The 24,761-nt window shown below is 51.7% G+C and carries 24 protein-coding genes and 1 pseudogene; 4 read left to right on the top strand and 21 right to left on the bottom strand.

Going from position 1 to position 24,761, the window contains the following annotated elements; genetic code table 11:
* Window positions 1–188 precede the first annotated feature (188 nt).
* Window positions 189–992, top strand: coding sequence for a polysaccharide deacetylase family protein (locus PUR_RS09590; protein WP_179035046.1), 804 nt, complete (start codon window positions 189–191; stop codon window positions 990–992).
* An 82-nt stretch (window positions 993–1,074) separates the two neighbouring features.
* Here PUR_RS09590 and PUR_RS09585 read toward each other — a convergent pair whose 3' ends face one another.
* The 9 genes and pseudogenes from PUR_RS09585 to PUR_RS09545 all read right to left on the bottom strand — a co-directional run bounded on the left by PUR_RS09585 (window position 1,075) and on the right by PUR_RS09545 (window position 9,334).
* Window positions 1,075–1,644 carry a manganese catalase family protein gene (locus PUR_RS09585; RefSeq protein ID WP_179035045.1) on the bottom strand — a complete coding sequence of 190 codons (570 nt, stop codon included), beginning with the start codon at window positions 1,642–1,644 and terminating at the stop codon, window positions 1,075–1,077.
* A gap of 33 nt (window positions 1,645–1,677) precedes the next feature.
* Complete coding sequence (locus tag PUR_RS09580; protein ID WP_179035044.1) at window positions 1,678–1,944, bottom strand: spore coat protein CotJB; 267 nt, start codon at window positions 1,942–1,944, stop codon at window positions 1,678–1,680.
* A 3-nt stretch (window positions 1,945–1,947) separates the two neighbouring features.
* Window positions 1,948–2,178 carry a spore coat associated protein CotJA gene (locus tag PUR_RS09575; protein ID WP_179035043.1) on the bottom strand — a complete coding sequence of 77 codons (231 nt, stop codon included), beginning with the start codon at window positions 2,176–2,178 and terminating at the stop codon, window positions 1,948–1,950.
* Between the two features lie 255 nt (window positions 2,179–2,433).
* Window positions 2,434–2,769 (bottom strand): annotated as a pseudogene (tnpA, locus tag PUR_RS09570) (IS200/IS605 family transposase); the annotation flags it as partial.
* Between the two features lie 163 nt (window positions 2,770–2,932).
* On the bottom strand, window positions 2,933–4,291 hold the full coding sequence (locus PUR_RS09565) for a hemolysin family protein (RefSeq protein ID WP_179035042.1): 1,359 nt from the start codon (window positions 4,289–4,291) through the stop codon (window positions 2,933–2,935).
* An 18-nt stretch (window positions 4,292–4,309) separates the two neighbouring features.
* Window positions 4,310–5,446 carry a radical SAM/CxCxxxxC motif protein YfkAB gene (yfkAB, locus tag PUR_RS09560; RefSeq protein WP_179035041.1) on the bottom strand — a complete coding sequence of 379 codons (1,137 nt, stop codon included), beginning with the start codon at window positions 5,444–5,446 and terminating at the stop codon, window positions 4,310–4,312.
* A gap of 281 nt (window positions 5,447–5,727) precedes the next feature.
* Window positions 5,728–6,804 (bottom strand): HD-GYP domain-containing protein, encoded by a 1,077-nt coding sequence (locus PUR_RS09555; protein ID WP_232101791.1) that lies wholly within the window; start codon window positions 6,802–6,804, stop codon window positions 5,728–5,730.
* Between the two features lie 126 nt (window positions 6,805–6,930).
* On the bottom strand, window positions 6,931–7,755 hold the full coding sequence (locus tag PUR_RS09550) for an undecaprenyl-diphosphate phosphatase (RefSeq protein ID WP_179035040.1): 825 nt from the start codon (window positions 7,753–7,755) through the stop codon (window positions 6,931–6,933).
* 139 nt (window positions 7,756–7,894) lie between these two features.
* A complete protein-coding gene (locus PUR_RS09545; protein ID WP_179035039.1) occupies window positions 7,895–9,334 on the bottom strand; it encodes a bifunctional metallophosphatase/5'-nucleotidase in 1,440 nt (479 codons plus the stop codon).
* Window positions 9,335–9,470: 136 nt separating this feature from the next.
* On the opposite strand from PUR_RS09545, the gene PUR_RS09540 reads away from it, so the two are divergent.
* The gene (locus PUR_RS09540) at window positions 9,471–10,193 is read left to right on the top strand and encodes a molybdenum cofactor biosynthesis protein (protein ID WP_179035038.1); all 723 of its coding nucleotides are present in this window, start codon (window positions 9,471–9,473) and stop codon (window positions 10,191–10,193) included.
* 68 nt (window positions 10,194–10,261) lie between these two features.
* Window positions 10,262–11,296 (top strand): HD-GYP domain-containing protein, encoded by a 1,035-nt coding sequence (locus PUR_RS09535; RefSeq protein WP_179035037.1) that lies wholly within the window; start codon window positions 10,262–10,264, stop codon window positions 11,294–11,296.
* A gap of 28 nt (window positions 11,297–11,324) precedes the next feature.
* Here PUR_RS09535 and PUR_RS09530 read toward each other — a convergent pair whose 3' ends face one another.
* Window positions 11,325–11,750 carry a GNAT family N-acetyltransferase gene (locus tag PUR_RS09530; protein WP_179035036.1) on the bottom strand — a complete coding sequence of 142 codons (426 nt, stop codon included), beginning with the start codon at window positions 11,748–11,750 and terminating at the stop codon, window positions 11,325–11,327.
* A 340-nt stretch (window positions 11,751–12,090) separates the two neighbouring features.
* On the opposite strand from PUR_RS09530, the gene PUR_RS09525 reads away from it, so the two are divergent.
* The gene (locus PUR_RS09525) at window positions 12,091–12,507 is read left to right on the top strand and encodes a hypothetical protein (RefSeq protein ID WP_232101790.1); all 417 of its coding nucleotides are present in this window, start codon (window positions 12,091–12,093) and stop codon (window positions 12,505–12,507) included.
* 68 nt (window positions 12,508–12,575) lie between these two features.
* Here the strand turns inward: PUR_RS09525 and PUR_RS09520 are convergent, their stop codons facing one another.
* The 11 genes from PUR_RS09520 to PUR_RS09470 form a co-directional block, all read right to left on the bottom strand.
* Window positions 12,576–14,438: an ABC transporter ATP-binding protein gene (locus PUR_RS09520; RefSeq protein WP_179035035.1), complete on the bottom strand. Its 1,863-nt coding sequence runs from the start codon at window positions 14,436–14,438 to the stop codon at window positions 12,576–12,578.
* Entirely contained in the window at window positions 14,435–16,195 is a 1,761-nt protein-coding gene (locus tag PUR_RS09515) for an ABC transporter ATP-binding protein (protein ID WP_179035034.1), read from the bottom strand. The genes PUR_RS09520 and PUR_RS09515 overlap by 4 nt, the downstream gene beginning before the upstream one ends.
* Before the next feature lie 419 nt (window positions 16,196–16,614).
* A complete protein-coding gene (locus PUR_RS09510; RefSeq protein ID WP_332107941.1) occupies window positions 16,615–16,914 on the bottom strand; it encodes a VOC family protein in 300 nt (99 codons plus the stop codon).
* Between the two features lie 104 nt (window positions 16,915–17,018).
* Entirely contained in the window at window positions 17,019–17,600 is a 582-nt protein-coding gene (locus PUR_RS09505; RefSeq protein WP_179035033.1) for a hypothetical protein, read from the bottom strand.
* A 173-nt stretch (window positions 17,601–17,773) separates the two neighbouring features.
* On the bottom strand, window positions 17,774–19,171 hold the full coding sequence (sufB, locus tag PUR_RS09500) for a Fe-S cluster assembly protein SufB (protein ID WP_179035032.1): 1,398 nt from the start codon (window positions 19,169–19,171) through the stop codon (window positions 17,774–17,776).
* A gap of 24 nt (window positions 19,172–19,195) precedes the next feature.
* Window positions 19,196–19,627 carry a Fe-S cluster assembly sulfur transfer protein SufU gene (gene sufU / locus PUR_RS09495; protein WP_179035031.1) on the bottom strand — a complete coding sequence of 144 codons (432 nt, stop codon included), beginning with the start codon at window positions 19,625–19,627 and terminating at the stop codon, window positions 19,196–19,198.
* Window positions 19,614–20,837, bottom strand: coding sequence for a cysteine desulfurase (locus tag PUR_RS09490; protein ID WP_179035030.1), 1,224 nt, complete (start codon window positions 20,835–20,837; stop codon window positions 19,614–19,616). The genes sufU and PUR_RS09490 overlap by 14 nt, the downstream gene beginning before the upstream one ends.
* Window positions 20,834–22,135, bottom strand: a complete 1,302-nt coding sequence (gene sufD / locus PUR_RS09485) for a Fe-S cluster assembly protein SufD (RefSeq protein WP_179035029.1) — start codon at window positions 22,133–22,135, stop codon at window positions 20,834–20,836. The genes PUR_RS09490 and sufD overlap by 4 nt, the downstream gene beginning before the upstream one ends.
* 25 nt (window positions 22,136–22,160) lie before the next feature.
* Complete coding sequence (gene sufC, locus PUR_RS09480) at window positions 22,161–22,943, bottom strand: Fe-S cluster assembly ATPase SufC (protein ID WP_124694678.1); 783 nt, start codon at window positions 22,941–22,943, stop codon at window positions 22,161–22,163.
* Between the two features lie 230 nt (window positions 22,944–23,173).
* Complete coding sequence (locus PUR_RS09475) at window positions 23,174–23,746, bottom strand: DUF1802 family protein (protein ID WP_179035028.1); 573 nt, start codon at window positions 23,744–23,746, stop codon at window positions 23,174–23,176.
* A 314-nt stretch (window positions 23,747–24,060) separates the two neighbouring features.
* Window positions 24,061–24,522 (bottom strand): Dps family protein, encoded by a 462-nt coding sequence (locus tag PUR_RS09470; RefSeq protein ID WP_124694680.1) that lies wholly within the window; start codon window positions 24,520–24,522, stop codon window positions 24,061–24,063.
* Between the last annotated feature and the right edge of the window lie 239 nt (window positions 24,523–24,761).

Here is a 24,761-nt window from a genome sequence, read left to right as displayed (position 1 = left end):
AACGCTTTACCTGCCAGTTTTTCCAGCATCCCTCCTATTCTACTCTATTGATCCATTCTATTAAAGTGCAAAAAGAAAGAGCGGGCCGCATTACGGAAACCTCGTATAATCGGAGCCCGTTCAAGGAAGCCTAGCTCTATGTGCAACAATTAAGTGTTTTTTAAAAGCGCCGAGAGGAGAATGAGAAATTGCGAGTCTATCGACTGTCCATTTGCTTGCTGCTGTCCACAGCTCTTGCCGGAGGGAGCGCGAACGCCGCTTCGGAGGCGGGTCCAAAAAGCAGGGAATATTACGAGGAACACGGAGAAATTGTCTGGGAGGTACCCACTGCGGATAAGCTCGTCGCCCTTACGTTCGACGACGGACCCGACCGGAAGCTCACCCCGGAAATTCTTAGTCTGCTCAAACAATACGGGGCGAAGGCTACCTTTTTCGTCGTCGGCGACAAGGCGATGCGTCATCCCGAAATTTTGCGTACCGAACTTGAAGAAGGTCATGAAATCGGCAATCATACTTTCCACCACCCCTCTTTCCAGGGAGCATCCTCCATCCGGATTCTGAAAGAAATCAGCAGCACTCAGGATGCAGTTATGCAGGCGACTCAGCAAAAGCCCATCCTGTTCCGCCCTCCCGGCGGCTGGTATAACGAGGCGGTCGTCGATATTATCAAACAGAACCACATGCAGCTAGTGCTGTGGTCCTGGCATCAGGATACTTGGGACTGGGCCAAACCGGGAGTCGGCCGCATAGTTAACAGAGTGTTGAACAATGTGCGCAGCGGTGATATCATCCTGATGCATGATTATGTATACAACAGTACCCAGACGGTCGAGGCGCTCAAAATCATCCTTCCCGAGCTGCGCAAACGGCATTATGCCGTCGTAACGGTATCCGAGCTTTTGAAGCACCGATCGGACCGCAGGGCCGCCGACTCGAACCGGATTCCCGATCCGTTAAAGGAATCGTATGAGGCCGCGCATACGTCAAAATAAATACCCCGCCGACTTAGCGGGGCATTTATTTCCAGCGGATGCCCTCCTCAAAGAGGATGGCTCATCCATTCTTGTTATTTTGTCAGAACACCCTCTTGTACTCCCCGTCTTCCTTGAGAATCTCAACGGCTTCCCTGAAGCGCTGAGAATGCACAATCTCCCGCTCTCTCAGGAATTTGAGGCTGTCCTGCAAATCCACGTCGTCGGTCATATTGATCAGCCACTGATATGTAGCCCGCGCTTTTTCCTCTGCGGCAATGTCCTCATACAGATCGGCAATCGGGTCCCCTTTTGCCTGAATATAAGCTGCCGTCCACGGCACACCTCCGGCATTCTCATAATAAAGTGCGGAGTCATGGTTGACATAATGGGCGCCAAGACCCGCCTCCTCCAACTGCTGCACAGTCGCGTCTTTGGTCAGCTTGTAGACCATTGTGGCTATCATTTCCAGATGAGCCAGCTCTTCCGTTGAAATGTCGTTAAGCACCCCGATGACCTTACCCGGGATGGTATATCTTTGATTCATATAGCGAAGGGCGGCGGCAAGCTCTCCATCCGCTCCTCCGTACTGTTCGATCAGATATTTCGCCATCCGGACGTCGCACTTGCTCACCCGGACCGGGTATTGCAGCTTTTTTTCGTAAACCCACATGCGCTTAACCTCCTTTTTCGCCTCTGCGTTTGTTTATACCTGCCAAGGCCAGGGACTTTCGCTCCACTCCCAGGGACATTTCGAATACGCGCGCCCGAAATTTTGCAGCGGACCATACAGCTCCTGGAACTGCTTTGCCAGCCGGGTCCGTTCCTGGATAAGCTGGTTGAACTGCTGGATGCTTTGCAGATCGGTCGGGTGAGTGTCCAGGTAAAGATTCAGCTCAACCAGCGCAAAATCAAGCGTCTGAAGCTGCTCCAGCAATTCATAATAGCGGGGATCGCAGGGGGTTGCTTCCATTTGCTAATTCCCTCCTCTGATATGAGGTGTATACGTGCTGTACAGCGCGGGCCAGAGCGTGCCGATCTTCAAGGCTTCCGGAAGGTTAAACTGCGGCAGATTCGGGGGTTGGAAGCCCAAAAACAAATGAGGGGGCACGACATACGTCTTGCAGGGCACCGGCGGACAGGGATCGAACGGCCCTACGTAAACCGAATATACGCGTTCTTGGGAGTTTGGCGCTTGTGAAGTCAACGGCTATTCCTCCTTCGCTTTCCCCGGCTTTGCGTAAATCTTGCTCTCCCGAGGATTATCTTCGTAATTAATTTATGTAGTCCGCCCGGTATGTAGACGATGTTCAGAAAAAAAATCATAACCACCCGTCCAACGGGTGGTTTGCTCTTGGGGTATAACCCCCTGTTGCCAAACTGCGCCTAAAGACGCTAGCCTGACCACAAATCTGTTCAGGCTCAGTGTAATTTGTCACTTCCACTTACCAGTTAAACTGGTCTATTTCTTTTTGCCCCTATTGTCGCTAAACGGATCTTCATATTCTTTTACACTCAGTTTATCTATTGCCTGGTCGTGTGCTTCTTGTTCACGAATGTAATTAGCTACGGTTGCTTCATTCAAACCCACTGTACTCACATAATATCCTTCTGCCCAAAATTTCCGATTCCCATATTTATACTTTAATTGGGCATGCTTCTCAAAGATCATTAGCGAATTTTTCCCTTTTATATATCCCATGAATGATGACACTGATATCTTTGGCGGAATTGCTACCAGCATGTGTACGTGATCTGGCATCATGTGACCTTCTAAAATTTCTACTCCCTCTTGTTGGTCAAACCCTTGATCCCTCCACCCGCATAGCGGGTGGTTTTTTGTTTCGCGCGTTTCACGCACTCAACTGGCTAAAGCCTAAATAAAAACTCGCCCCGTTAGAGCGCCGTAAGGCGCGGGGCGAGTCTTTTGAGATTATAAATGTGCGGGGCTGTCATTATCATTAATCGTTTCGATCCCGGACTTCCTCTTCTTCTTCTTTGGAAGCGCCCGGCTCCCGGTGGATGTTGATCCGGGTAATGCGGAGCCGAGTGGATTCCTCGACCTCGAATATCACATGATCGACGACTCTGCGTTTGCCCTTGGCGGGATTGCCCTCAAGTTCCTTGAACAGCCAGCCGCCAATGGAGTCGACTTCGTCGTCCTCGATCTCAATGCCCGTCAAATCATTGATATCCTCGATCAGCAGCCGGCCGGAGACCGAGATGTAGCCGCCTTCCTTGTGCTCCACTTCCGGCCGCTCATCCTCGAATTCGTCATGCAGGTCGCCGACAATTTCTTCGAGTATTTCTTCCGCCGTAAGCAGGCCGGCCGTGCCGCCGTATTCGTCCACAACCAGCGTCAGCTGGGAATGATGCTTCTGCATCAGCCGCAGCGCGTGGCTGATTTCGATCGATTCCGGCACATTCAGAATCGGACGGACAAGGCTGGCCAAATTGCTCTGCTGCTCCCGAGGAGCAAGCAAAAAATCGGTAATATGGACGAAGCCGATAATCCGGTCCTTGTCTTCCAGCGCAACGGGATAACGGGAATGCTTGGTCTCCGTCACAATCCGCAAATTCTCCTCCACGGAAAGATTCGTATACAGGCAATCCATATCCGTCCGGGGAAGCATAACCTCGCGGGCCAAAAGATCGGAGAACTCGAAGATATTGTCCATCAGCTTCATCTCGTCCTTGTCGATGACACCGCTCTTCGCGCTCTGATTCATCAGAATGCGAATTTCCTCCTCGGAGTGGGCAGCCTCCGCCTCGCTCGCCGGCTCCACGCCGATGAGACGCAGCAGCCCGTTTGCCGACGCGTTCAGAACCCAGATGAACGGCAAGAACACCTTGTAAAAGAACATCAATGGAGCCGACAGCAGAAGCGCTGTGCCATCCGTCTTCTGGATCGCCAGGGATTTGGGCGCAAGCTCACCAAGCACAATATGTAGGAAGGTGATGATGGAGAAGCCGATAACGACCGATACGGTGGAAATCAGGGAATGGTCGGTAACCCCCAGTTTGAACATCAACGGCTCCACGAGCAGCTCCGAAATCGCCGGTTCCCCCACCCAGCCGAGACCGAGCGAAGCCAGCGTTATGCCGAACTGGGTGGCGGACAGATAAGAGTCCAGCCGATGGTTGACCTTGAGTGCATAACCGGCCAGTTTATTGCCTTCGCTTTGAAGTTGGGTCAGCCGGGACTGGCGGACCTTCACAAGTGAGAATTCCGCGGCCACAAAGACACCGTTTAAAAAGACGAGCAACAGAACAAGCAGAAGGTTAAGCACTAAACTTCCGATCTCAAATTCCGTATGCACGATAACAACGCCCCATTTCTACAGAGTGATCGCTTTTCTCGATTTAAAGTCAATATCCGGGTAGTACATATCTTTTACCAAGAGATTGGGGCCGCAGCAGCCGGCGTCGGCGCAGTGGCAGTTCACCTTTTGATTGAGCGGGTGCTCGCTCAGCCATTCCGCAAAAATATCGTCCAGCTTCCGCTCGGCGATATTTCCAAAGGCGGGGATATCGGCAAAGTCCGTAACGAATACATCGCCGGTGAACAGATTGACATTGACACGGTTTCGGCCGTCGGGGTCGTTACGCACCGTAACGTTCTTCTCGGACTTCAGACGGCGCAGCAGCTCGCGGTCCTCCTCCAGAAAGCTGCAAGCAAAAAAGGGCAGCGTTCCGAACAGCATCCACAAATCAGGATTCCGCTGGTCCAGAAGGGCCTGAATGGCGGCAGCCGTCTCCTTCAGCGACAGGACCGGAAGCGAAGACGCGAAATTGGAAGCGTACATCGGATGAACTTCGTGTCTACGGCAGCCCATTTCCCCGATTAACCGGTGAATTTCCGGCAGCTTGCCGTGTGTCCGGTAGTTGATCATCGATTCCGCGGAAATGAACATGCCCTCCCGGCTGAGCCGCTGCGCATTCTCCAGCATCGTGTCATACAGCCGGTAAGCCGTCTCTTTCGCCACGGCATGGCCGCTGCCCGCAAAACCAACCTCATGAAAATCGTCCCCGTTCACATAGTTGAACGAGATATGCATAACGTCAAGATAAGGGAGCAGCTTCTCATACCGGGAATAGGGCATCGTCAGATTCGAATTAATCTGCGAGCGCAATCCGCGCTCCCTCGCATATTTAAGCAAGGGCACAATCATGTTGTCCACGGTATCCGCGCGGAACATCGGTTCTCCGCCGGTAATGCTGATCGTCTCCAGATGCTCCGCTTCCTCCAGCCGGTTCAGCATATTCTCAAGCGGCAGCAATTCTCCTTCCCGTGTCGTCAGACTGTCGCCGACCGCACAGTGCTCGCAGCGCATATTGCACAGATTGGTGACTGTCATTTCCACACTGGTAAGCATATGCTTTCCGTATCGGCTCAGAGAGGAGATAGGGTCCCACGGATCGTAGCTTGGCGACAGCTCCTTTGGTATTGAGGTTGGTGATTGAATCCTGTTCATGTGGCAATAACTCCTTCAATAGCAAATGCTTATTCTCTTTATTAACCAAAAAAACCGCGAAAAACGTCTGCCTTACCCTATATCATACCATGAACTTTTAAAAAAACGCATTGTTCCGCAAACGTTAAGGCCGCTTCTGCGGCGGCAGGAGGGCAAAAAGCAAGATGCAACAAAAAAGGGCGAAGACATCCTCCGGCTGGAGGCGCCTTCGTCCCCGTTCCCGCTGCATGGGGGCCGGTTCCATACGGAACCCTTAAAGATTCTTTTGCAGATACCCGCTGCTAAACCGTCATATCGGAGATCACCACCGACAGGATTTTGCGCAGATCGAGTTCATAGGGAGCCACCTTCTCGCCTTCCGGACCCTCATTTATCCGAACTACGGGCCTGTGGGGCATGCTTGGATCGATTTTGACGATAACACCGGTCTCTCCCGTGCTCAGTTTGACGTTCAAGCCGATCGGGTAAATCGCCACACGATCCCGGAAGATCTCCAGCTGCTGCTGCTCGTAGAGCGTACCAGAACCGACGTACAGCGCCTCCACCGCCTGGTGCGGCAGCATGGCCTTTTTATACACACGGTTAGAGGTCATAGCATCATAGGAATCCGCCACGCCGATCCATTTCGCATATTCGTGAATCTGCGGACCGAGAATACCGCGGGGGTACCCGGACCCGTTCACTCGTTCGTGATGCTGATAGGCGCAATGGGCGGCCAGGAGAGGAATGTTCGGCTCCTCTTTCAGAATCTTATAACCGATCTCGGTATGGGCGCGCATGTGCCGGAATTCCTCATCGCTTAGCATGCCCGGCTTTTGGACGATTTTGACGGGAATTTGCGTCTTGCCGATATCGTGGAGCAGCGAGCCAAGCCCGAGTACTCTCAAGTCGGCGCTGTTGTAGCCGTGAGCGATTCCGAGCACCAAAGTATAAAGACAAACATTCAGTGAATGGACATACAGGTAATTGTCGGTCGTATGCATATCATGAAGCATAATCATCGGATCTTCCTGCGAAGACATGTCGTCGAGAATGGAGTCCATGACATTGGAAAATTTTTTGTTGAGATGATAAAAGCCTTTCTTAATGTCCGATGAGTTCGACATATCCTGGAACTGGGTACGTATCGTCTTGAGCGCCTGATTGCGGGTCTCATCATGAAGCATCGTCGGAATTTCCACATCTTCCGTCAGCGCATCGTGTATGTATACATAACCGATATCCATTCTGGCCAAGCGGTTGATCAGCGGACCGGTAAGCTCCACACCATCCGCGAGCAGCACTAATCCTTCATCGTTATATATTTTTTTACCCAGCTTCATCCCCTCTTGAAGCCGATTGATAGGTACCAAACGCAACTTGGGCTCACTCCTGCCTTAACGGTAATTGGGTGCCATACAAAATATTCATGATTGCTCGGGTAGTTATACCGTTACATCCAGTAAGCGAGTCGATAAAGGTGACGCCTCCGCGAAAAACGGATCTTAGCGCATAACGAACAGCCAGAAGAAAGCGGCAAGTAAAAAGCGGTAAATGGCAAAATGGGTGAGCCGGATTTTTTGAATCAGCCGCATGAACATAATAACAACGAGATATGCTACAACAAACGAAACCAGGAATCCGATGGCAAAAATTCCGATCGTGTCGCCGGTGATATCCTTGTAGGAATCGAGCAGTTCGTAACCGGACGCCGCGCACATAATCGGGATAGCGATCAAAAAGGAGAAATCCGCAGAAGCCTTGTAACTGACCCCGCTCAGCATGCCGCCCGAAATTGTCGACCCGGAGCGCGAGAAGCCGGGCCACAGCACGGAAATAATCTGATACAATCCGATCGCCAGAGCTTGTCCGTAGGACAGGTCATCCAATTCTTGCGCGGTGATCCGCACTTTGCGCTTGTTGACCCATTCGGCGACGATCATCAGAATCCCCCCTGCGACCAGAGCCCACAGCACCGTGCTCGCTCCGAACAGGCTCTTGATAAAATCGCGGGCGACAAAAGCGACGGCAAGCGCAGGCACGATACCAAGAAGAACGTGAATGAGGTTGAGCCGCGAACGGGGCATGACGCCTCCCCTTTCGGTCTTGCGGCCGATTCCGAGCAGATTAAGGATCCGGCGGCGGTAAACGAGAGCAATCGCGAGAATCGCCCCAAGTTGGATAAAGATTTCAAACGTCTTCATCAAATTATCCTGTTCGTCAAATCCAAGGAGCACGGTCGTCAGGATCATGTGACCGGTGGAGGATACGGGAATGAATTCGGTGATCCCCTCAACGATAGCGAGAATAATAGCTGTGATTGTGTCCATATTTGGCCTCCTAAACAGTTCTGCAATTTGGGTGATAAGACAGCCCCGTAATGCGGGGATTCAGCTCCGATGCTTGCTCGTACACTGTGCGGGAACCCCGGAAATTTGAAATTCCGAGAGAAATGAACGGGTGCTCCCGCTAGTGGTTTCTCAGCTCCCAGCGGGTCTTCGCGCACTCGTCCAGACTTCCCGGACGCTGCAGCTCCAGCCGCAGCAAATCCCGGAGGAAATGAGGCAGCAGGAACCGAACGTCATCGCCGTTGCCAATCGACTCATATCCCATGTGAAAAGTGAACATGTCGAGCGTCCCGACCGTATACTCCCGGCGGTCCTCAAGCGGCTGTCCGTCGACAAAAACTGCAATATTTGTATCATACGGCATCGCATGAGGATCGTACAAGATTTTTAATCCGTCCACTGCCAGTCCGCCGAGCCGTTCTCCCCGGAAGCCGTATCCGTAAATGACCTTCTGACGGAACTCCGCCGTCAGACTCTGCTGAAGCGCTGTGCGGATATCCTGGCCGGACAGCCGCATAATGCAGGCATTAATCGGGGATGGACACAGCGCATGCAGCATGCCGGTCGTGATCTCTCCGTCCGGAAGGGGGCCGAGAAGTTGACCGGCATTGACCAGCGAAAGAGGAGTCCCTGTGAATCTTCTTACCGACTGCGCCAGCAGATTGGCAAAAGGGGACTCTCCCCCGAGATCCAGAGCCAGCGGCCGGTCGGTAATGGCAACCGTCTCGCTCAGCACTTCTCTTCCGCGTTCCAAATGCTGGATGGCAGCCGAGGAGACCGAGGGTTCCGAGAATGTCGGATCGACGGGTACGCACTCTCCTGTTACATAACGGAAATGTCCCGAACCCTCGTCACGTTCAAAATCGAGGCGCCCCAGATAGCGTCCGAATTTGCCGGCGCCGCACACCGCCGTCCCGCCAATAATCAGCGGCTGTTCCAGTACATGATGCGTATGGCCGCCCAGAATGGCATGAACCCCGTCCAGACGCTCAGCTAGCCGCCGGTCTGCGGGCAGGCCCAAATGCGAAAGGATAATCACAATATCCACCTGCGGCGCGAGCAGCCGGCATTGTTCCCGAAGGCATTCTTCCGGCTCAAGCGCATCCCATCCGAGCAGCGAATAGAACGAGGCGAAGGGCGCGGTTGCTCCCGTTACTCCGATCCGCACGCCTTCTTTCTCCAGAATCGCGTGGCGCTGCATCCAATGCGGCGGCTCACCCGTTGCAATCTCCACCATGTTGCAGCAGACGACCGGGCACTGGATGCCGGTAAAGACGGATGACAGCATCTCCTTAGAAAAGGTCAGGCCTTCATTATTTCCGATCGTAACGGCGTCATAGCCCGTAAGGTTGATCATATCGATATTCGCCTGCCCCAAGGTGCCTTCGGTTTCCGCGGCGGCCCGATCCATATGATCACCGATATCGAACAGCAGTACGGGACTGCTCCAGGCCTCTTTTTTCTGCCTTGCAATAGCGGCGGCAAGCGGGCTCATCATCTCGAAGTGGCTGTGAATGTCATTGGTATGAAGAATTGTAAGACGCCCTGTTTCAGGCCTCATCGTCCAAGCTCCTTCCGGCTGTGAAGCCGCGCCCATAAGGGGCGGCAGGCAGTTTGTCTATAGTGCCTAGCATAACATTTTCAAAGACATTATGGTATATTGTAGTCATTATGATCATTAGCGAGGTGAACAGAGCATGCAACTTTCCATTCGTCTTTTCGCGGGGCTGGCTGAAGTCATCGGCTCCCAGACCCTGAATTTCCACGTAGCCGAGCCTCCGGTAACCGCCGGTAAGCTCAAGGAGCTCCTGTCCGCTTCCTATCCGGAAGCCGCCGGTCAGATCGCCGTTTCCATGGTGGCCGTCGATCGCGAATACGCTCCCGAAGACACTGTAATTACCGAATCCTCTGAAGTGGCGCTTATTCCTCCGGTTTCCGGAGGAGAGCCCTCCCCGGAGGAGAACAGCACTCAGGATGGACTCTATACCGTAACGGAGCAGCCGCTCCGTACGGAAGACATCCTGAACAAAGTGCTGGACAAGGATCACGGTGCTTCCCTAGTCTTTGTCGGGACGACACGGGAGATGACCGGCAGCGAGCGGACTTCGGCCCTGCACTACGAGGCCTATGTTCCGATGGCCCTCTCCAAGTTTGAGAAAATCGGCAGGGAAGTCATGGAACGATGGCAGGCGCGCTGCGCCATTTCCCACCGCATCGGACATGTAGGCGTACAAGAGGCCAGCGTCGTAATCGCCGTATCTTCCCCGCATCGTGCCGCCTGTTACGAGGCCAGCCGCTATGCGATCGAAGAGCTGAAACGCATGGTGCCAATATGGAAGAAAGACATAGGCGAATCATCCGAAACATGGAAGGGTGCGGACCCCGCTTCCAGCAACAATCGGCCTATTCCCCCCCGCTGATTTTCATTGAAAATTTTACCTGTTCTTGTTATTCTTTAAGTAAATAACTGGAAGAGGTGACATTAGTTTTGAGAGTGCACGTCACGGATTTAAAGCCCGGCGATTGTCTGAAGGACGATACCTTCAGCAAGAGGGGCATTTATGTGCTTTCCAAAGGAGCCCAGCTCCGGGAGGATGACATTTCCAGACTGATGCAGCATGATGTGGACTATGTTGACATTGAGGACGCTCCTCAATCGAGCGCTTCGGTTCCGCGTGTCTTTCAGACGGTCAATACGGAATTTAACCAAAGTATTGAAGGTTTTAAATCCCTCTATCTGGAAGCGTTAACCACAGGAAGCTTTAACCGGTCCATGGTTGACGATATCCTGAACCCCCTGCTTAATTCGCTCGACCAGCATAAAGATATTGTTACTCTGCTCCTTCTGCTGGATCGTGAGGATGAATATACCTACAACCATTCCCTTCAGGTCGGCATGCTAACCTATTATATTGCTTCCTGGCTCGGTTATACCAAGCAGGAATGCTACGAAATTTCCCGGGCAGGATATTTGCTCGACATCGGCAAATGCCGAATCCCGACAGCCTTACTGAACAAGCCCGGCAAACTGACTCCGGAGGAATTTCAGGAGGTCAAGCGGCACACTACATACGGCTATGAAATCATCCGCAACTCCATGAGCGACCAGAACACGGCGCTCGTGGCTCTTCAGCATCATGAGCGCGAGGACGGTTCGGGTTATCCCGCCCGTCTGGTATCAAGCGAGATTCATCCTTACGCCCAAATCGCCGCAATCGCGGACGTGTACAGTGCAATGACAACAGCCCGCGTGTTTCAGTCAAAGCAGGAATTTATCAGTGTTTTGCGGGAATTGCACAATCTCGGCTTCGGCAAGCTGAACGGCAAATTCGTACAAGCCTTTATCCAGCATCTGATTCCGAACTTTATCGGAAAAAGAGTGCTGCTCAGCACCGGCGAAATGGGCATCATCATTATGAATAATCCAATCGACGTATTTCGGCCTCTCGTACAGAGCGAAGGCCGCTTCATCGACCTGGCCCGGGAACGGCAGATCGCAATCGTAGAAATTTATATGGAATAATGGACACAGCACAGCTGCTCCTTTTATTTCATTTCAGCACGGCAAACATGCCCGTCATATCGGGCGAATGATCTTTAAATCCGAAGCGCTCGTAGAAGACCTCCTTTCCGGTAGCCGCAAAAAGCCCTACAAAAGCGATGCCGCCGGAAATCCGGCGCTTTTCGATATCAGCCAGCAGACGCTCAACGATTAATTGGCCTACTCCTTTATGCTGATGTTCGGGCAGAACCGCCACGTCCTGGATATAAAAATACATCGATCCGTCGCCGACGGTTCTCCCCATACCGATAACCTCCTCACCGCAAACCGCGACAACGCCATGCACGGAGCCTGCGATGGAGCATTCCGTCATTTCCGGATCGACCTCTCCCCAACCGACGGATTTCCATAGAGCGTTATGCTCCATCACCGTTGGAAGACGCTCCAAAATCTCATACTGCCGATTTGTCATCATTAACCCCTCCTCTACTGCACTCTCTCAAAATACAAAAAGCCCCCTTGTCCGGTAATCGGATAGGAGGCGCATGCTGTGTACAAAGATACCATCCTTCTTAATGAAGGCCGGTTTACTTGCTGCAGCTATAAAAAAGCGCATACTGCTCCTATCCCGGAAAACTCGGATCAACCGATTTTCTTATGGCGGATAGGTTAACAGTCCATGGCTTGTGATCATTCCTTTTCAATCTGATGCCCTGAATGTATCATACCTCATCCTATTTCCATATAGTTCTATATACCTAGTAAAATTCGGGTGCTATAATTGGAAGAAAATAGTTCACAAGGAGATGCAACACGTGATTAAGCAAGCGGTAAAGGTGAGTCTTTTGTTCATGCTGGCCTTTATCCTCTCGGCCCAGCCGCTTTTAGCGGCAGGAAAGGCAGCGAAGTTTAAAGTAACCTACGTAAGCGCGGAACTGGTTGAGAACGAGCATGTGGGCAATGAGTGGTGGTGGGGCGGTTATGTCAACGGCAAGGAGCTTGAGGAAGGGTCTTCAGTGACCGTAAGCGCAACGGGTTCGATCAAGCTTCGAGCGGAAGCACAGGAGCAGGACAAATATCCCGAAGACGGATTCGACACTGTCACGGTCAAATTGTCTTCTCTTAAATCCTCGATCAATAAAACCTTAAATGTCACCGTTACCGAGAATCGCGGACGGTATTCCGGAAATACGGCCACATGGCGCTTTGTATTCAAGATTGAGAAGCTGTAACTCGCTACATATTCTTACAAAAATGCCCCGGCGGCGCCTATCAAATCAAGGCGCCGCAGGGGCATTTGTCACAGAAACCGGAACTGCGCTTCGATCAGACCGTTGTAAATGCCTTCCCGTTCCGTTAATTCGCGGTGCGTTCCCATTTCCTTAATTTCTCCATGATCGAGAACGACGATTTTGTCCGCATGGCGGATCGTGGACAGCCGGTGGGCGACGATAAACGACGTCCGGCCTTTAAGCAGCACCTTCAACGCCTCTTGTATTTTCAACTCCGTCTCGGTATCGATGCTCGCCGTCGCTTCATCCAGGATCAGAATGCGCGGATCGGCCAGCAGCGCCCTGGCAAAAGACAACAGCTGACGCTGCCCCATGGACAGCGCGCTGCCGCGCTCCTCCACCTCGGTATCGTAGCCGCCCGGAAGCTTCTTGATAAAATCATGGGCATCCACCGCTTTGGCCGCTTCTTCCACATCCGTGTCTGAGGCACCCAGCCGACCGAAGCGGATATTATCCCGGATGGTGCCGGAGAATATAAACGTGTCCTGCAGCACGATGCCAATCTGGCTTCGGAGACTGCTCAAATTGACCTCCCGGATGTCCTGGCCGTCTATTGTAATCCTGCCGCCCGTTATGTCATAGAATCGCCCGATCAGATTAATGATGGTGCTCTTGCCCGAACCGGTATGGCCGACAAGCGCGATCGACTGCCCCGCTTTTACATCAAGGTCGATTCCTTTTAGCGCGGCGCGGCCTTTTTCATATTCGAAATAGACTTTCTGGAAGTTGATATCGCCGCGGATCGTCGGCAGCGGTTTAGCGCCAGGACTATCTTTGACAAGCGGCTCTTCATCGAGATACTCGAAAATACGCTCCGAAGAGGCCATGGCTACAAGTAGCTGGTTATAGGTCTGCCCCAGCCGGTTGATCGGGTCCCAAAAGTTGCTCACATAGGTGCTGAATGCCACGAGCACGCCGACCGTCAGATTGCCGGTCTGGATCAGGTGCGCCCCGAGCCAGAACAGAATCAGTGTTCCGATACCGCCCGTTATCTCGATAATCGGTCCGAAAGTCTGGTTCATTGCCGACGCCTTGTCCCAGGATTTCTTGCTGTCTCTGTTCATGGCGTCAAAATAGTTCATATTTTCGAGTTCCTGGGTATAGGCCTGGGTTACCCGAATGCCTTGAATCGACTCGTTCAAATGCGAATTGATCCGTGAGTTCTTGATCCGGACCTCCTGCCAGGCGATGCGGATCGTCTTGCGGAGCTTGGTCGAGACGAAGAACATGATCGGCACCGTCACCATGACCGCAAGGCCCAGCTTCCAGTTCAGAGCCAGCAAAATAACGATAATTCCGGCAAGCTGTACGCAGTCGATAATCGAGTTGACGACCCCGTTCGTGAACAGATCCTGGAGAGAGTTAATATCATTGGTCACCCTCACCAGCACCGATCCTGCCGGACGCTTGTCGAAGAAGTTGAACGACAGCTTCTGGATATGCTTGAACAGATCGGCGCGAAGATCGTATATGACTCTTTGGCCGATCACATTGGTGTATTTGATCCGGTAGACACCGGCAATCCACTGAACGATGTATAGTACGATAACGCCTGCCGTCAGAAAATATAGCAGTGTTAGATTCGGGCTTCCTTCTTTCGGCGCGATGGCCTTATCGATCGCCTGACTGGTGAGGAACGGCACCGCAAGCTTTGTGATCGTGCCTAATACCATCATCAGCAGGACAAGCGGCAGCATTTGTCTTGCGTACGGCTTCATGTAGCCAAATAGCCGGCTAAACTGCTTCCAGTCGAAGGCTTTGTCGATGACGTCGTCATCCTTGTAGACAAATCTCTCCTGCGCCGACACGTCCGTTTCGGTCTCCAAAGAGCCGGGCACTCCATTTTTACTCTTCACCGTTACATGGCTCATTGGTCTTCACCTCCGGCGGCTCTCGCCAAATAATCGGCGTATTGAATCCGGTACACATCGCGGTAAGCTCCTGGAACCTGAATCAACTGTTCATGGGTGCCGCGCTGCACGATTTCCCCTTCATCCAGAACAAGGATCTGATCGGCATGCCGGAGAGAAGAAATGCGGTGCGCGATAATCAGCGTCGTCCGCCCGCGCATGACCTCCTGAAACCCTGCCTGTATTTCATGCTCCGTTTCCATATCAACGGCGCTTGTGGCATCGTCAAGGATCAGAATCCGCGGGTTCTTCAATAGAGCTCTCGCGATGGCTACCCGCTGCTTCTGGCCTCCCGAGAGCCCCATGCCGCGCTCCCCGACAACAGTGTCGTACCCTTCCGGCATCTCCATTATAAAATCATGCGCCTGTGCCAGCTTGGCTGCGCGGATGACCTCCTCCATCGTTACATCCTTCAGCCCGTAAGCGATATTGTTCCGGATAGAGGAAGAGAACAGAAAAGTCTCTTGGAACACGGTGGCGATCTGCGACCTTAAACTTCGGACTCCCAGCTCCCTGATATCGGTGCCGTCCAGTCTGATGCTGCCCTCATTGACATCATAAGCCCGCATGAGCAGCTGGATTATCGTCGATTTGCCCGAGCCGGTCCCGCCAAGAAAGCCGATAACCGAGCCCGCTTTTGCTTCAAAGTCAATATCCGTAACGGCCGCCAGCTTATTTCCATAAGCAAAAGTAACATGATCAAACTCGATATGACCCTTTACTTCAGCCGCATCCACCTCCAGCGCATCCGGTTGGTCCTTGACGTCGATCCAATGATTCAACACTTCCAGCACTCTTTCTCCGGAAGCCTTCGACTGGGTATAATTGTTGATATGAAAGCCCAAACCCCATACGGGAGCGATAATATACCAGATCAGACTGAAAAAAGCGACCAGTTCGCCGAGCGTCATTCTTTCGTTAATGACCAGCGTCCCGCCCACTCCAAGCAGAATAGCCACACAGGCGCAAGCCAGAAACTCCATGATCGGAAAGAACTTGCTCCACAGGCCGGCTGCAAAAATCTGATTATTCTTATAACGCTCATTGCGTCCGGAGAATTTCTCTACCTCGTAAGGCTCTCTGGCAAAAGATTTGACCGTCCTCACGCCGGTTACGTTCTCCTGAACCGCTGTTGTCAGCGCGCTGAGCGCAAGTCTCATCTCCTGAAAAGCCGGATGAATGCGGGATTCGAATTTAAAAGCTACTGCAGCCAGTAACGGCATCGTTACGAGCGTCACTAGCGTAAGCTGCCAATTGAGCGAGAACATCATGATTGATCCGAAGAGCACCATGAAGAAGACATTCAGCAGCTGTGCAAATCCGAAGCCGATAAACAGCCGGATCGCCTCCAGATCGCCGGTCAGCCGGGACATGAGATCTCCGGTCTTCGCGGTGTCGTAATAACGGAATGACAAAAACTGCAGCTTCTCGTAGCAGGCGTTGCGGAGACGATAGGCCAGATAATTCCCAACCCTTCCTCCGAAAAATCCGTGTGCGAACTGTAAACCTGCCTTCACGCACACCACAGCCAGTACCGTCAGAGCAAGCAGAGGAACTTCATCGAATTTCATGGGCAAGATAACATCGTCAATCAGCTTCCTCAGCAGGTTTGGTGTAATCAGCCCCACTGCCGTTGCGGCGGCTAAACAAACAATCGAAAGAATCAGAAAATGCAGCCTCTCCCGGTAAAAGCCCCGCAGTTGCCTAAGAACATCCATGTCTCTCCTCCTTTATTTCACACATTTCCATAATTTAACGCTTTCAATTTTTAGCGACTTTAAGCAGTTTATCACTCCTAATTTAATGGAGCAAAGCGGAAAAATGGCCGGATTCTGTGCTAAATCCTGGAATTCCCCGATTAGCCTATCTAAACAGGTACCCGTGTTCATAGAATGCTTCTGTTTTCTCACAAATGCTGCTCTTCCTGGGAAAAGATCGATAACAAATAAAAAAGCGTCTCCACTGCGGAAACGCTCGTCGTTAACCCTGTTATTCTTAGATGTCGGACATAGAGGCCTCGGATGGCATCAGGATGGTTCGGGCGCTTCCATCTCCGTCGTAACTTGCCATGTTACCCCATACTTGTCCTCAAGCTGGCCGAAGTGCGCTCCCCAAAATTGCTTCTTCAACCCGTCGATTACTTTGCCGCCTTAGCAAGCTTATCAAAAGCTGCATAAGCCTCTTCTTCGGCAGAGAATTCCAGCGTAAGAGCCAACCCGTTTCCCCGCTCGATCGGCTTAAAAGAATCGCTCATATAGAACAAAATACCGGCAGCCGTAAAGCTGAGATGCATAACCTTGTCCTTGTACTCCGTATTCGGCCCTGGACCATCTGCGAAAGTCATAACGCCCAAAATTTCCCCGCCAAGCGCCTCAGTGTAAAACGAAGCTTGTGATCTAGCATCCTCCGAAAAAATGTAAGGGGTCAGTTTAGCCATGCCTTCAACATCCTTTCATTCCTGGGTTTGAATTTCTACTGCCATATTATCACAGAACAAGTGTTCGCGTCTACTAATATTTATTCTGTCTCAGCTTTCACACCTTATTTTTTGATGACCATTCTCGAAGTCTTCTTATTAACCGAAGTATCATGGTCGGCAACATAATCATTCAGCAGTTTTTGCGCGGAAATACACTCGGTAGGCGTATTAACCCCCGTTGTCCGAAGCAGCTCGATCATTTTCCCCTTAACATTAAGGTCATTGAGGAAATCTCCGCTGCGCAGAAAACAGAATTTAATATCTTCTCCTTCCGGGAAGTACTTCTCACTTTTGTTCGTTTTTGAATCAATCGTATAGAACTCAATATGGCCTTCGAGGTTTATTCCTCCAAAAGCAATCATTACTTTTACATCCCTTTGATTTGGATCTTCAGCATTAAAAAAATCGATCAAAGCATTATTAATTGCGGAAAAGTCCGTTTTTTCATCAAAGTATGGAAGCATCTGAACCGAAAGCTCTTCACAAGCCCCTTGACTGCCTGCGAAAGCAATAAAAGCGCTGTTTCCGATATTAATAAATTTCTGATAGTCTTCCTGCAAAATCTCATTGTTCTCGCCGAGCAGCTTTCCATCGCTCATTACACACAAAAATTTCTCCCGGCCCAAAACAGACACGAAACTCATGGTACTCCCCCTAATTTTTCAACACAATTTAAAATATGTATTCCTAAATAAAATACGTGTCCGAGCGTCTTGGGCATAAGAGCGTCAAGTTCACTGGCGGACACGTATCTGGATGATATTGAATTAACCGGTAAAACTCTGGCCGAAAGCCGGAAAACCTTAAATTATCAAGGTTAACCGATACTTCCCTCCATCTCGAACTTGATGAGACGGTTCATCTCGACGGCGTATTCCATCGGCAGTTCCTTGGTGAACGGCTCGATGAAGCCCATGACGATCATTTGGGTCGCTTCGGCTTCCGTAAGACCGCGGCTCATCAGGTAGAAGAGCTGCTCCTCGGATACCTTCGAGACCGTCGCTTCGTGCTCGAGTGTAATGTTATCGTTCATAATCTCATTATAAGGAATCGTATCCGAAGTGGACTCGTTGTCCATAATGAGTGTATCGCATTTGATATTCGATTTCGCGCCTTCCGCCTGACGGCCGAAGGAAGCGAGCCCACGGTAAGTAACCTTGCCGCCGTGCTTGCTGATCGATTTGGAAATGATGGTGGACGTCGTGTCCGGTGCCAAATGGATCATTTTGGCCCCCGCATCCTGGTGCTGGCCTTTGCCGGCCACCGCAATGGAGAGTACGGAGCCTTTGGCGCCGCGTCCTTTCAGAACAACCGCCGGATATTTCATCGTCAGCTTGGAACCGATGTTGCCATCAACCCACTCCATCGTCGCGTTCTCTTCCGCAACGGCGCGTTTCGTAACGAGGTTGTAGATATTCGGCGCCCAGTTCTGAATGGTCGTGTAACGGACACGTGCGTTCTTTTTACAGATGATTTCAACGACAGCGCTGTGCAGTGAATTTGTGCTGTACACCGGAGCGGTACAACCTTCAACGTAATGCACGAAGCTGTCCTCATCGGCAATGATCAGCGTTCTTTCGAATTGTCCCATGTTCTCGGAGTTGATGCGGAAGTAAGCTTGCAGCGGCACTTCGCATTTAACGCCCTTCGGAACGTAGATAAAGCTTCCGCCCGACCAGACGGCGCTGTTCAGTGCGGCGAACTTATTGTCGGTAGGAGGAATGACGGTGCCGAAATATTCCTTGAAAATCTCGGGATGCTCACGCAGAGCCGTGTCCGTATCCGTAAAGATAACGCCCTGCTCTTCAAGATCTTTCTGCATGCTGTGGTACACGACTTCGGATTCATATTGTGCGGATACGCCCGCTAGGAACTTTTGCTCCGCTTCGGGAATACCGAGCTTATCAAATGTTTCCTTGATTTCGGAAGGAACTTCTTCCCAGGTTTTGCCCTGCTTCTCGGAGGGTCTGACATAATACTGAATGTCGTTGAAGTCCAGCTCGTCAAGGTCTCCGCCCCAACGCGGCAGCGGCATTTTGTCGAATTGACCGAGCGACTTCAGACGGAAGTCCAGCATCCACTGCGGTTCATTCTTGATAGCCGAAATTTCCTTGACAATTTCCGGAGTCAGCCCTTTACCCGTTTGAAATACCGCCTTGTGCTCGTCCCGAAAACCATATTTGTACTCTTCAATTTCAGGCGCTTTTTTGGCCATGGGGGTATGCCTCCTTCATTTCATTTAGTGGTGTCGTTCTTCCTCGTCGATGCCTTTGCGCAGCGCATTCCAGGCCAATGTCGCACACTTGATCCGCGCCGGGAATTTGTTAACGCCGGAAAGGGCTTCGATATCTTCATAATCGCCGAACGTCACGTCCTCGCCTTTCATCAGTGCAGAGAATCGGCCAGCCATGTCGAGTGCCTGTTCCACTGTTTTGCCTTTAACGACCTCGGTCATCATCGATGCGGAGGACATGCTGATCGAGCAGCCTTCACCGACATACCGAGCCTCTTTAACGACTCCGTCCTCCACCTTCAGCTGCAGCGTAATACGGTCTCCACACGTAGGATTGTTCAGTTCCACCTTCATGGCGTCATCTTCGAACAAGCCACGGTTCCGGGGATTCTTATAATGATCCATGATCACACGTCTGTACAAATCATCCAATTGCATCGGCGAAATACTCCTTTGTCCGGATTAATGCCGAGGCCAGCCGTTCAATATCTTCTTCGTTGTTGTACAAGTACAGGCTGGCCCGTGCCGTTGAACTAACCTCCAACCAGCGCATCAGCGGCTGGCAGCAGTGATGCCCCGCCCGGACCGCAATTCCCTCCGCATCGAGCACGGTGGCTACGTCATGCGGGTGAACATCCCCCAGATTAAAGGTTACGACGCCCACTTGCCGGTTACGCGGTCCGTAGATGGATATACCATCGATTTCGGCAAGACGCTGCTCGGTATAGGCCGCGAGCTTGATCTCATGCCGGTGAATCTCATCCAGACCAACCTCCTGAAGGAAATCAATTGCCGCTCCGAGGCCGACAGCGCCCGCAATTATTGGCGTGCCTCCCTCGAACTTCCACGGCAGTTCCTTCCAGGTCGACTCGTAAAGACCGACGTCATCGATCATTTCCCCGCCAAATTCCACCGGCTCCATCGCTTCAAGCAGCGCTCTCTTGCCGTAAAGGGCGCCAATGCCGGTAGGCGCGCACATCTTATGGCCGGACAGTGCATAGAAGTCGCAGTCCAGATCCTGAACGTCGACTTTCATATGCGGCGTGCTCTGCGCGCCGTCCACCACCATAACCGCGCCGTGCCGGTGGGCAATCGCCGCCAGCTCCTTCACCGGACTTGTAACGCCCATTACGTTGGAAACATAGGCTACGGATACGATCTTCGTTCTGTCCGTAATCGTCTTCTCGGCGTCTTCCAGCAGAATGGTTCCGTCTTTCTGCAGCGGAATGAACTTCAGCGTCGCTCCCGTCTTCTTGGCAAGCTGCTGCCACGGAATCAGGTTGCTGTGGTGCTCCATCAGGGTAATTACGATTTCATCGCCCTCTCCGACGGCGGAAGGACCGTAAGAAGAAGCTACCAGATTAAGAGCAGTCGTCGTACCGCGGGTAAATATGATCTCCTTGGTACTGCGCGCGTTAATAAATTTAGCAACCTTCTCTCGGGCTCCTTCGTAGGCATCGGTGGCGCGGCTGCCCAGCGTATGGACGCCGCGGTGAACGTTGGAATTATCATGTTCATAATAGGCCTTGATCGCTTCAATGACCTGCCGGGGCTTCTGCGAAGTCGCAGCGCTGTCCAGGTACACGAGCGGATGGCCGTTGACGTTCTGATTCAGAATGGGGAATTGCTCCCGGATGGCCTTGTTCATTGTCCCAACTTCCTTTCCACAAGAGACTTCAGCTGTTCACGCAGTCCCTCTAGTGGAATTTGCGAAACAACCGGCGCAAGGAAGCCATAAATAACAAGTCTCTCCGCTTCGGCGCGCGAAATGCCGCGGGACATCAGATAGTAGATTTGCTCCGGATTGACCTGCCCGACGGAAGCCGCGTGTCCTGCAGTCACGTCGTCTTCGTCAATCAGCAGGATCGGATTGGCGTCGCCGCGTGCCTTCGGGCTCAGCATCAGCACTTTTTCCGTCTGCTGGCCGTCTGCGCGCGTAGCGCCTTTCTCAATTTTGGTGATTCCGTTGATAATCGACGTGGCACTTTCCCGCATAACCGCGCGGGTAATCATATTACTTGGCGTATTTTTGCCAAAATGCTGCGCCTGCGTCGTGTAGTTGAGCTTTTGCGAACCCGAGCCTACCGCAATGACTTTCGCGTCGGAGCTTGCCCCGTTGCCCTTGAGCACCGACTTCGTATCGCTGGCTGTATTGCCGTCGTTCAACTCGCCGACAATCCACTCGACCGTTCCGTCATTCTCAACGATGGCACGGCGGTACGTAACATCCGTAGTATCCGCTCCGAATTGATGCACCGTGGCGAAGCGAACTTTCGCTCCGGCTCCGACGAACACTTCCACGGCGCCGTTATGAAGTCCGGCTTCATTCTTGCCCGACACGTAGTTGTCGACATAAGTCACCGAGCTGTTGCTGTCGGCCACGATCAGGACATGAGGGGCAAACGCAGCCTCCGCGTCGTCCGTCAGGAATACGGCCTGCACCGGTGTCTCGACCACTACATTCTTCGGAATGTACAGGAACACGCCTCCGTTCCACAGCGCCGCGTGCAGCGCCGCGACCGAATGCTCCTCCGGTTTGACTGCAGTGTGCAGATAGCGCTGCACGAGCTCTCCGTGTTCCTTCACCGCCGTCTGCAGATCCGTAAAGATTACTCCCTGCTCCGCAAGTTCTGGGGCAAGACGAGTATAGACCGCTCCGGAATTCCGTTGAATGATAAGGCTGCCTTCCTCCGCGCTGCCTACAATTGCGGCAATGGAGGAGGGTGCTTCGTTCAATGCGGCAATCGCCGCGCTTTCTTTATAACTCCCGTATTGGTGTATATTCCAGCGCTCAATCCGTGTCTTCTCCAGCTTCGGCAGTTCCAGTTCCGCGGCAAGCTCCAGCGCCTTCAGGCGGCTTTCCTTCAGCCATTCCGGCTCTCCGCTTCTTAGCGACAGTTCACTCAATCGGCCGGCGTCCACCGGAAGAATGGTTTGGGTCATCATTATGGTCTCCTCCTTCCAGGTGTTCTTAAGCTTCCTGTCCTACGGTCTCATCTTCGATTCCGAGTTCTTCCTTCACCCATTCGTAGCCTTCGGCTTCCAGACGTTCCGCCAGCTCCGGACCGCCGGATTTGACGATTCTTCCCTGCATCATTATATGAACAAAGTCAGGCTTGATATAGTTGAGCAAACGTTGGTAGTGGGTAATAACCAGGAATCCGCGGTCTTCGCTTCGCATAGCGTTTACCCCTTGGGCTACAACTCTCAAAGCGTCGATATCCAGACCGGAGTCAATTTCGTCCAGAATGACGATTTTCGGTTCCAGCAACATCATTTGCAGGATTTCGTTGCGTTTCTTCTCGCCACCGGAGAAGCCTTCGTTCAAATAGCGGTGCATGAACTCGGGGTTCATTTCCAGTTCCTTCATTTTTCCTTCCATTTGGCGGATAAACTTGATCAGCGAAATTTCACTTCCCTCTTCACGGCGCGCGTTGATCGCGCTGCGGAGAAAGTCGGAGTTCGTTACACCGGCGATTTCACTGGGATACTGCATAGCAAGGAACAATCCGGCGCGAGCGCGCTCGTCAACGGCCATTTCCAGCACATCTTCGCCCTCAAGGGTTACGGTTCCTTCCGTCACTTCGTATTTCGGATGGCCCATGAGCGAAGAAGCAAGCGTACTTTTACCGGTGCCGTTCGGCCCCATGATGGCATGAACCTCGCCGCCCTTCATTTGAAGGTTGAACCCCTTTAAAATCTCTTTCCCCTCAATCGTCGCTTTCAAACCCTCAATGACAAATTCTGCTGCCATAACGTTCATTCCCTCCATTGATCGATTTGCGAAATCAGATGTGTATTTAAACAGGTTAGCCCTGATCCCAGCATTATGTTTTAGAGTGCTTATCAAATTAAAATAATTATAATTTGATTCTCACTGATTATCAATGATTTTCACTAATTTTATTATAATGGATCTGTCTTTACAAACTGAATTTTCATTTTTTCAAAATGTTTCAACGAATTTTCACCATTATTGTCATATTATTGCCCTAATATGGACTTAATTCTCCTGCGCTGTTCTTCAAAGGACTCTTCACTCAAAACCGGACTTAATCCGGCGCCATCCGGGAGCGACGGAAGCTCGATCCAAGAGCGGCAGCCGCCATATTCCGGAAGCGCCTTGATCTGAGCCGGCTCCTCCAGCTTGTATACCCTGAGCAGCAATACATGCAAAGGCTCCTTCGCCTTCCATCTCAACCGCTCCTCGGCCAAATTCCCGGTCCACATATGATAGGGATAGAGCAGCTCAAGCTGTTCATGATCTCGCACTTCAAGATCATCGACGGCCTCGGCATAGGCGGTAAGCTTCACAAGTTCGGCCCCCGCATCATATTCCGCAAGTGAACGTTCCACGAATGATTGATAGGGATCCTTGACGAGATGGGTCCGCTGATGCTCATAGGTAGGAAACAAGTAAAAGGAGCGGCTCTTTAGCTCAAACCGCCTCGTTTCTTCCTCGATGCCGCCTTTTCGCATAACCAGGATCTGATCTCCCTCGGCAAGAACATCAATGACAGAAGCCCATTCTTTCAGAGCGACAGGGTTGAGTTTCATTGCTTATCCCTCCTTCCATCCCAATATTTCGGCTGATTATGTTTCTATTATAACGGTATTCGGTCTATTTCGACAGGCCGATGTTAAAAAAGCTTCCGCGAGCGGTCGTCCAAACCCTATGTCCGGAGTCTGAATAGAGCTAAAAAAGCACGCCATGTATACATTTCCTTCCTTAGCCGCGGCATACCTCTGAAATATTTTCCAAAACAGCCGTTCCAGAAGCTAGAGCGATTTGTCTGATAATGCAAAAAGCCTCCCGAAGGAGGCTTGTCCGCAAAAGAATACCTGTGAATGATATCGCCTAACCCCTGCCCTCAGCCGAGGTAAGAACGCAGCATCCAAGCATGCTTTTCGAAGTCGCTGCGGATTTTGATGAACAGGTCCGCCGTCGGGTGGTCGCTGCCTTCCTCCGCCAGCTCAATGCCTTCCGTCAGCTCTTCGGCCACGGTCGTAAAATCCTCGATCAGCGATTGTACCATCGCGCGAGTGTCCTCTTTGCCGGTTGCTTCCTGAATGGTCGCAATCTCAAGATATTCCTTCAAAGTAGCCGCCGGCGTTCCCTTGATGCTCAGCAAACGCTCAGCTACCTCGTCCATTTTCACCGTAACCTCATCGTACAATTCTTCGAATTTGACATGAAGCGAAAAGAACTGCTCGCCTTTTACATACCAGTGAAAATTGTGTATTTTGACATACAGTACATTCAGATTGGCAACCTGCCGGTTCAATACTTGCTCGATTGAGGTAGAATCTACTTTGTTCGTTGCTTTAGCCATTATTAATCCCTTCCTTATTCCAAAATGTAGCCGGCATATCATGCGTGATCCGGCCCCTGCTGCTGTCTAATGACCAATTACCCCTATGTGCGCCCAGACGAAACAATATGACCGGATATCCATAAATTTGTCAAAATACAGGATTGATCGACTTCCGTAGGATGCTCAAAGGAATTCCCGCTTATGCCTGCCCGCCCTACCAGCGGTTTTTCACAAACGCGTAACCCATTTTTATATAT

The sequence above is a fragment of the Paenibacillus sp. URB8-2 genome (assembly GCF_013393385.1).
Taxonomy (GTDB): Bacteria; Bacillota; Bacilli; order Paenibacillales; family Paenibacillaceae; genus Paenibacillus_AQ.
This window is presented reverse-complemented; position numbering and strand designations above follow the sequence as displayed.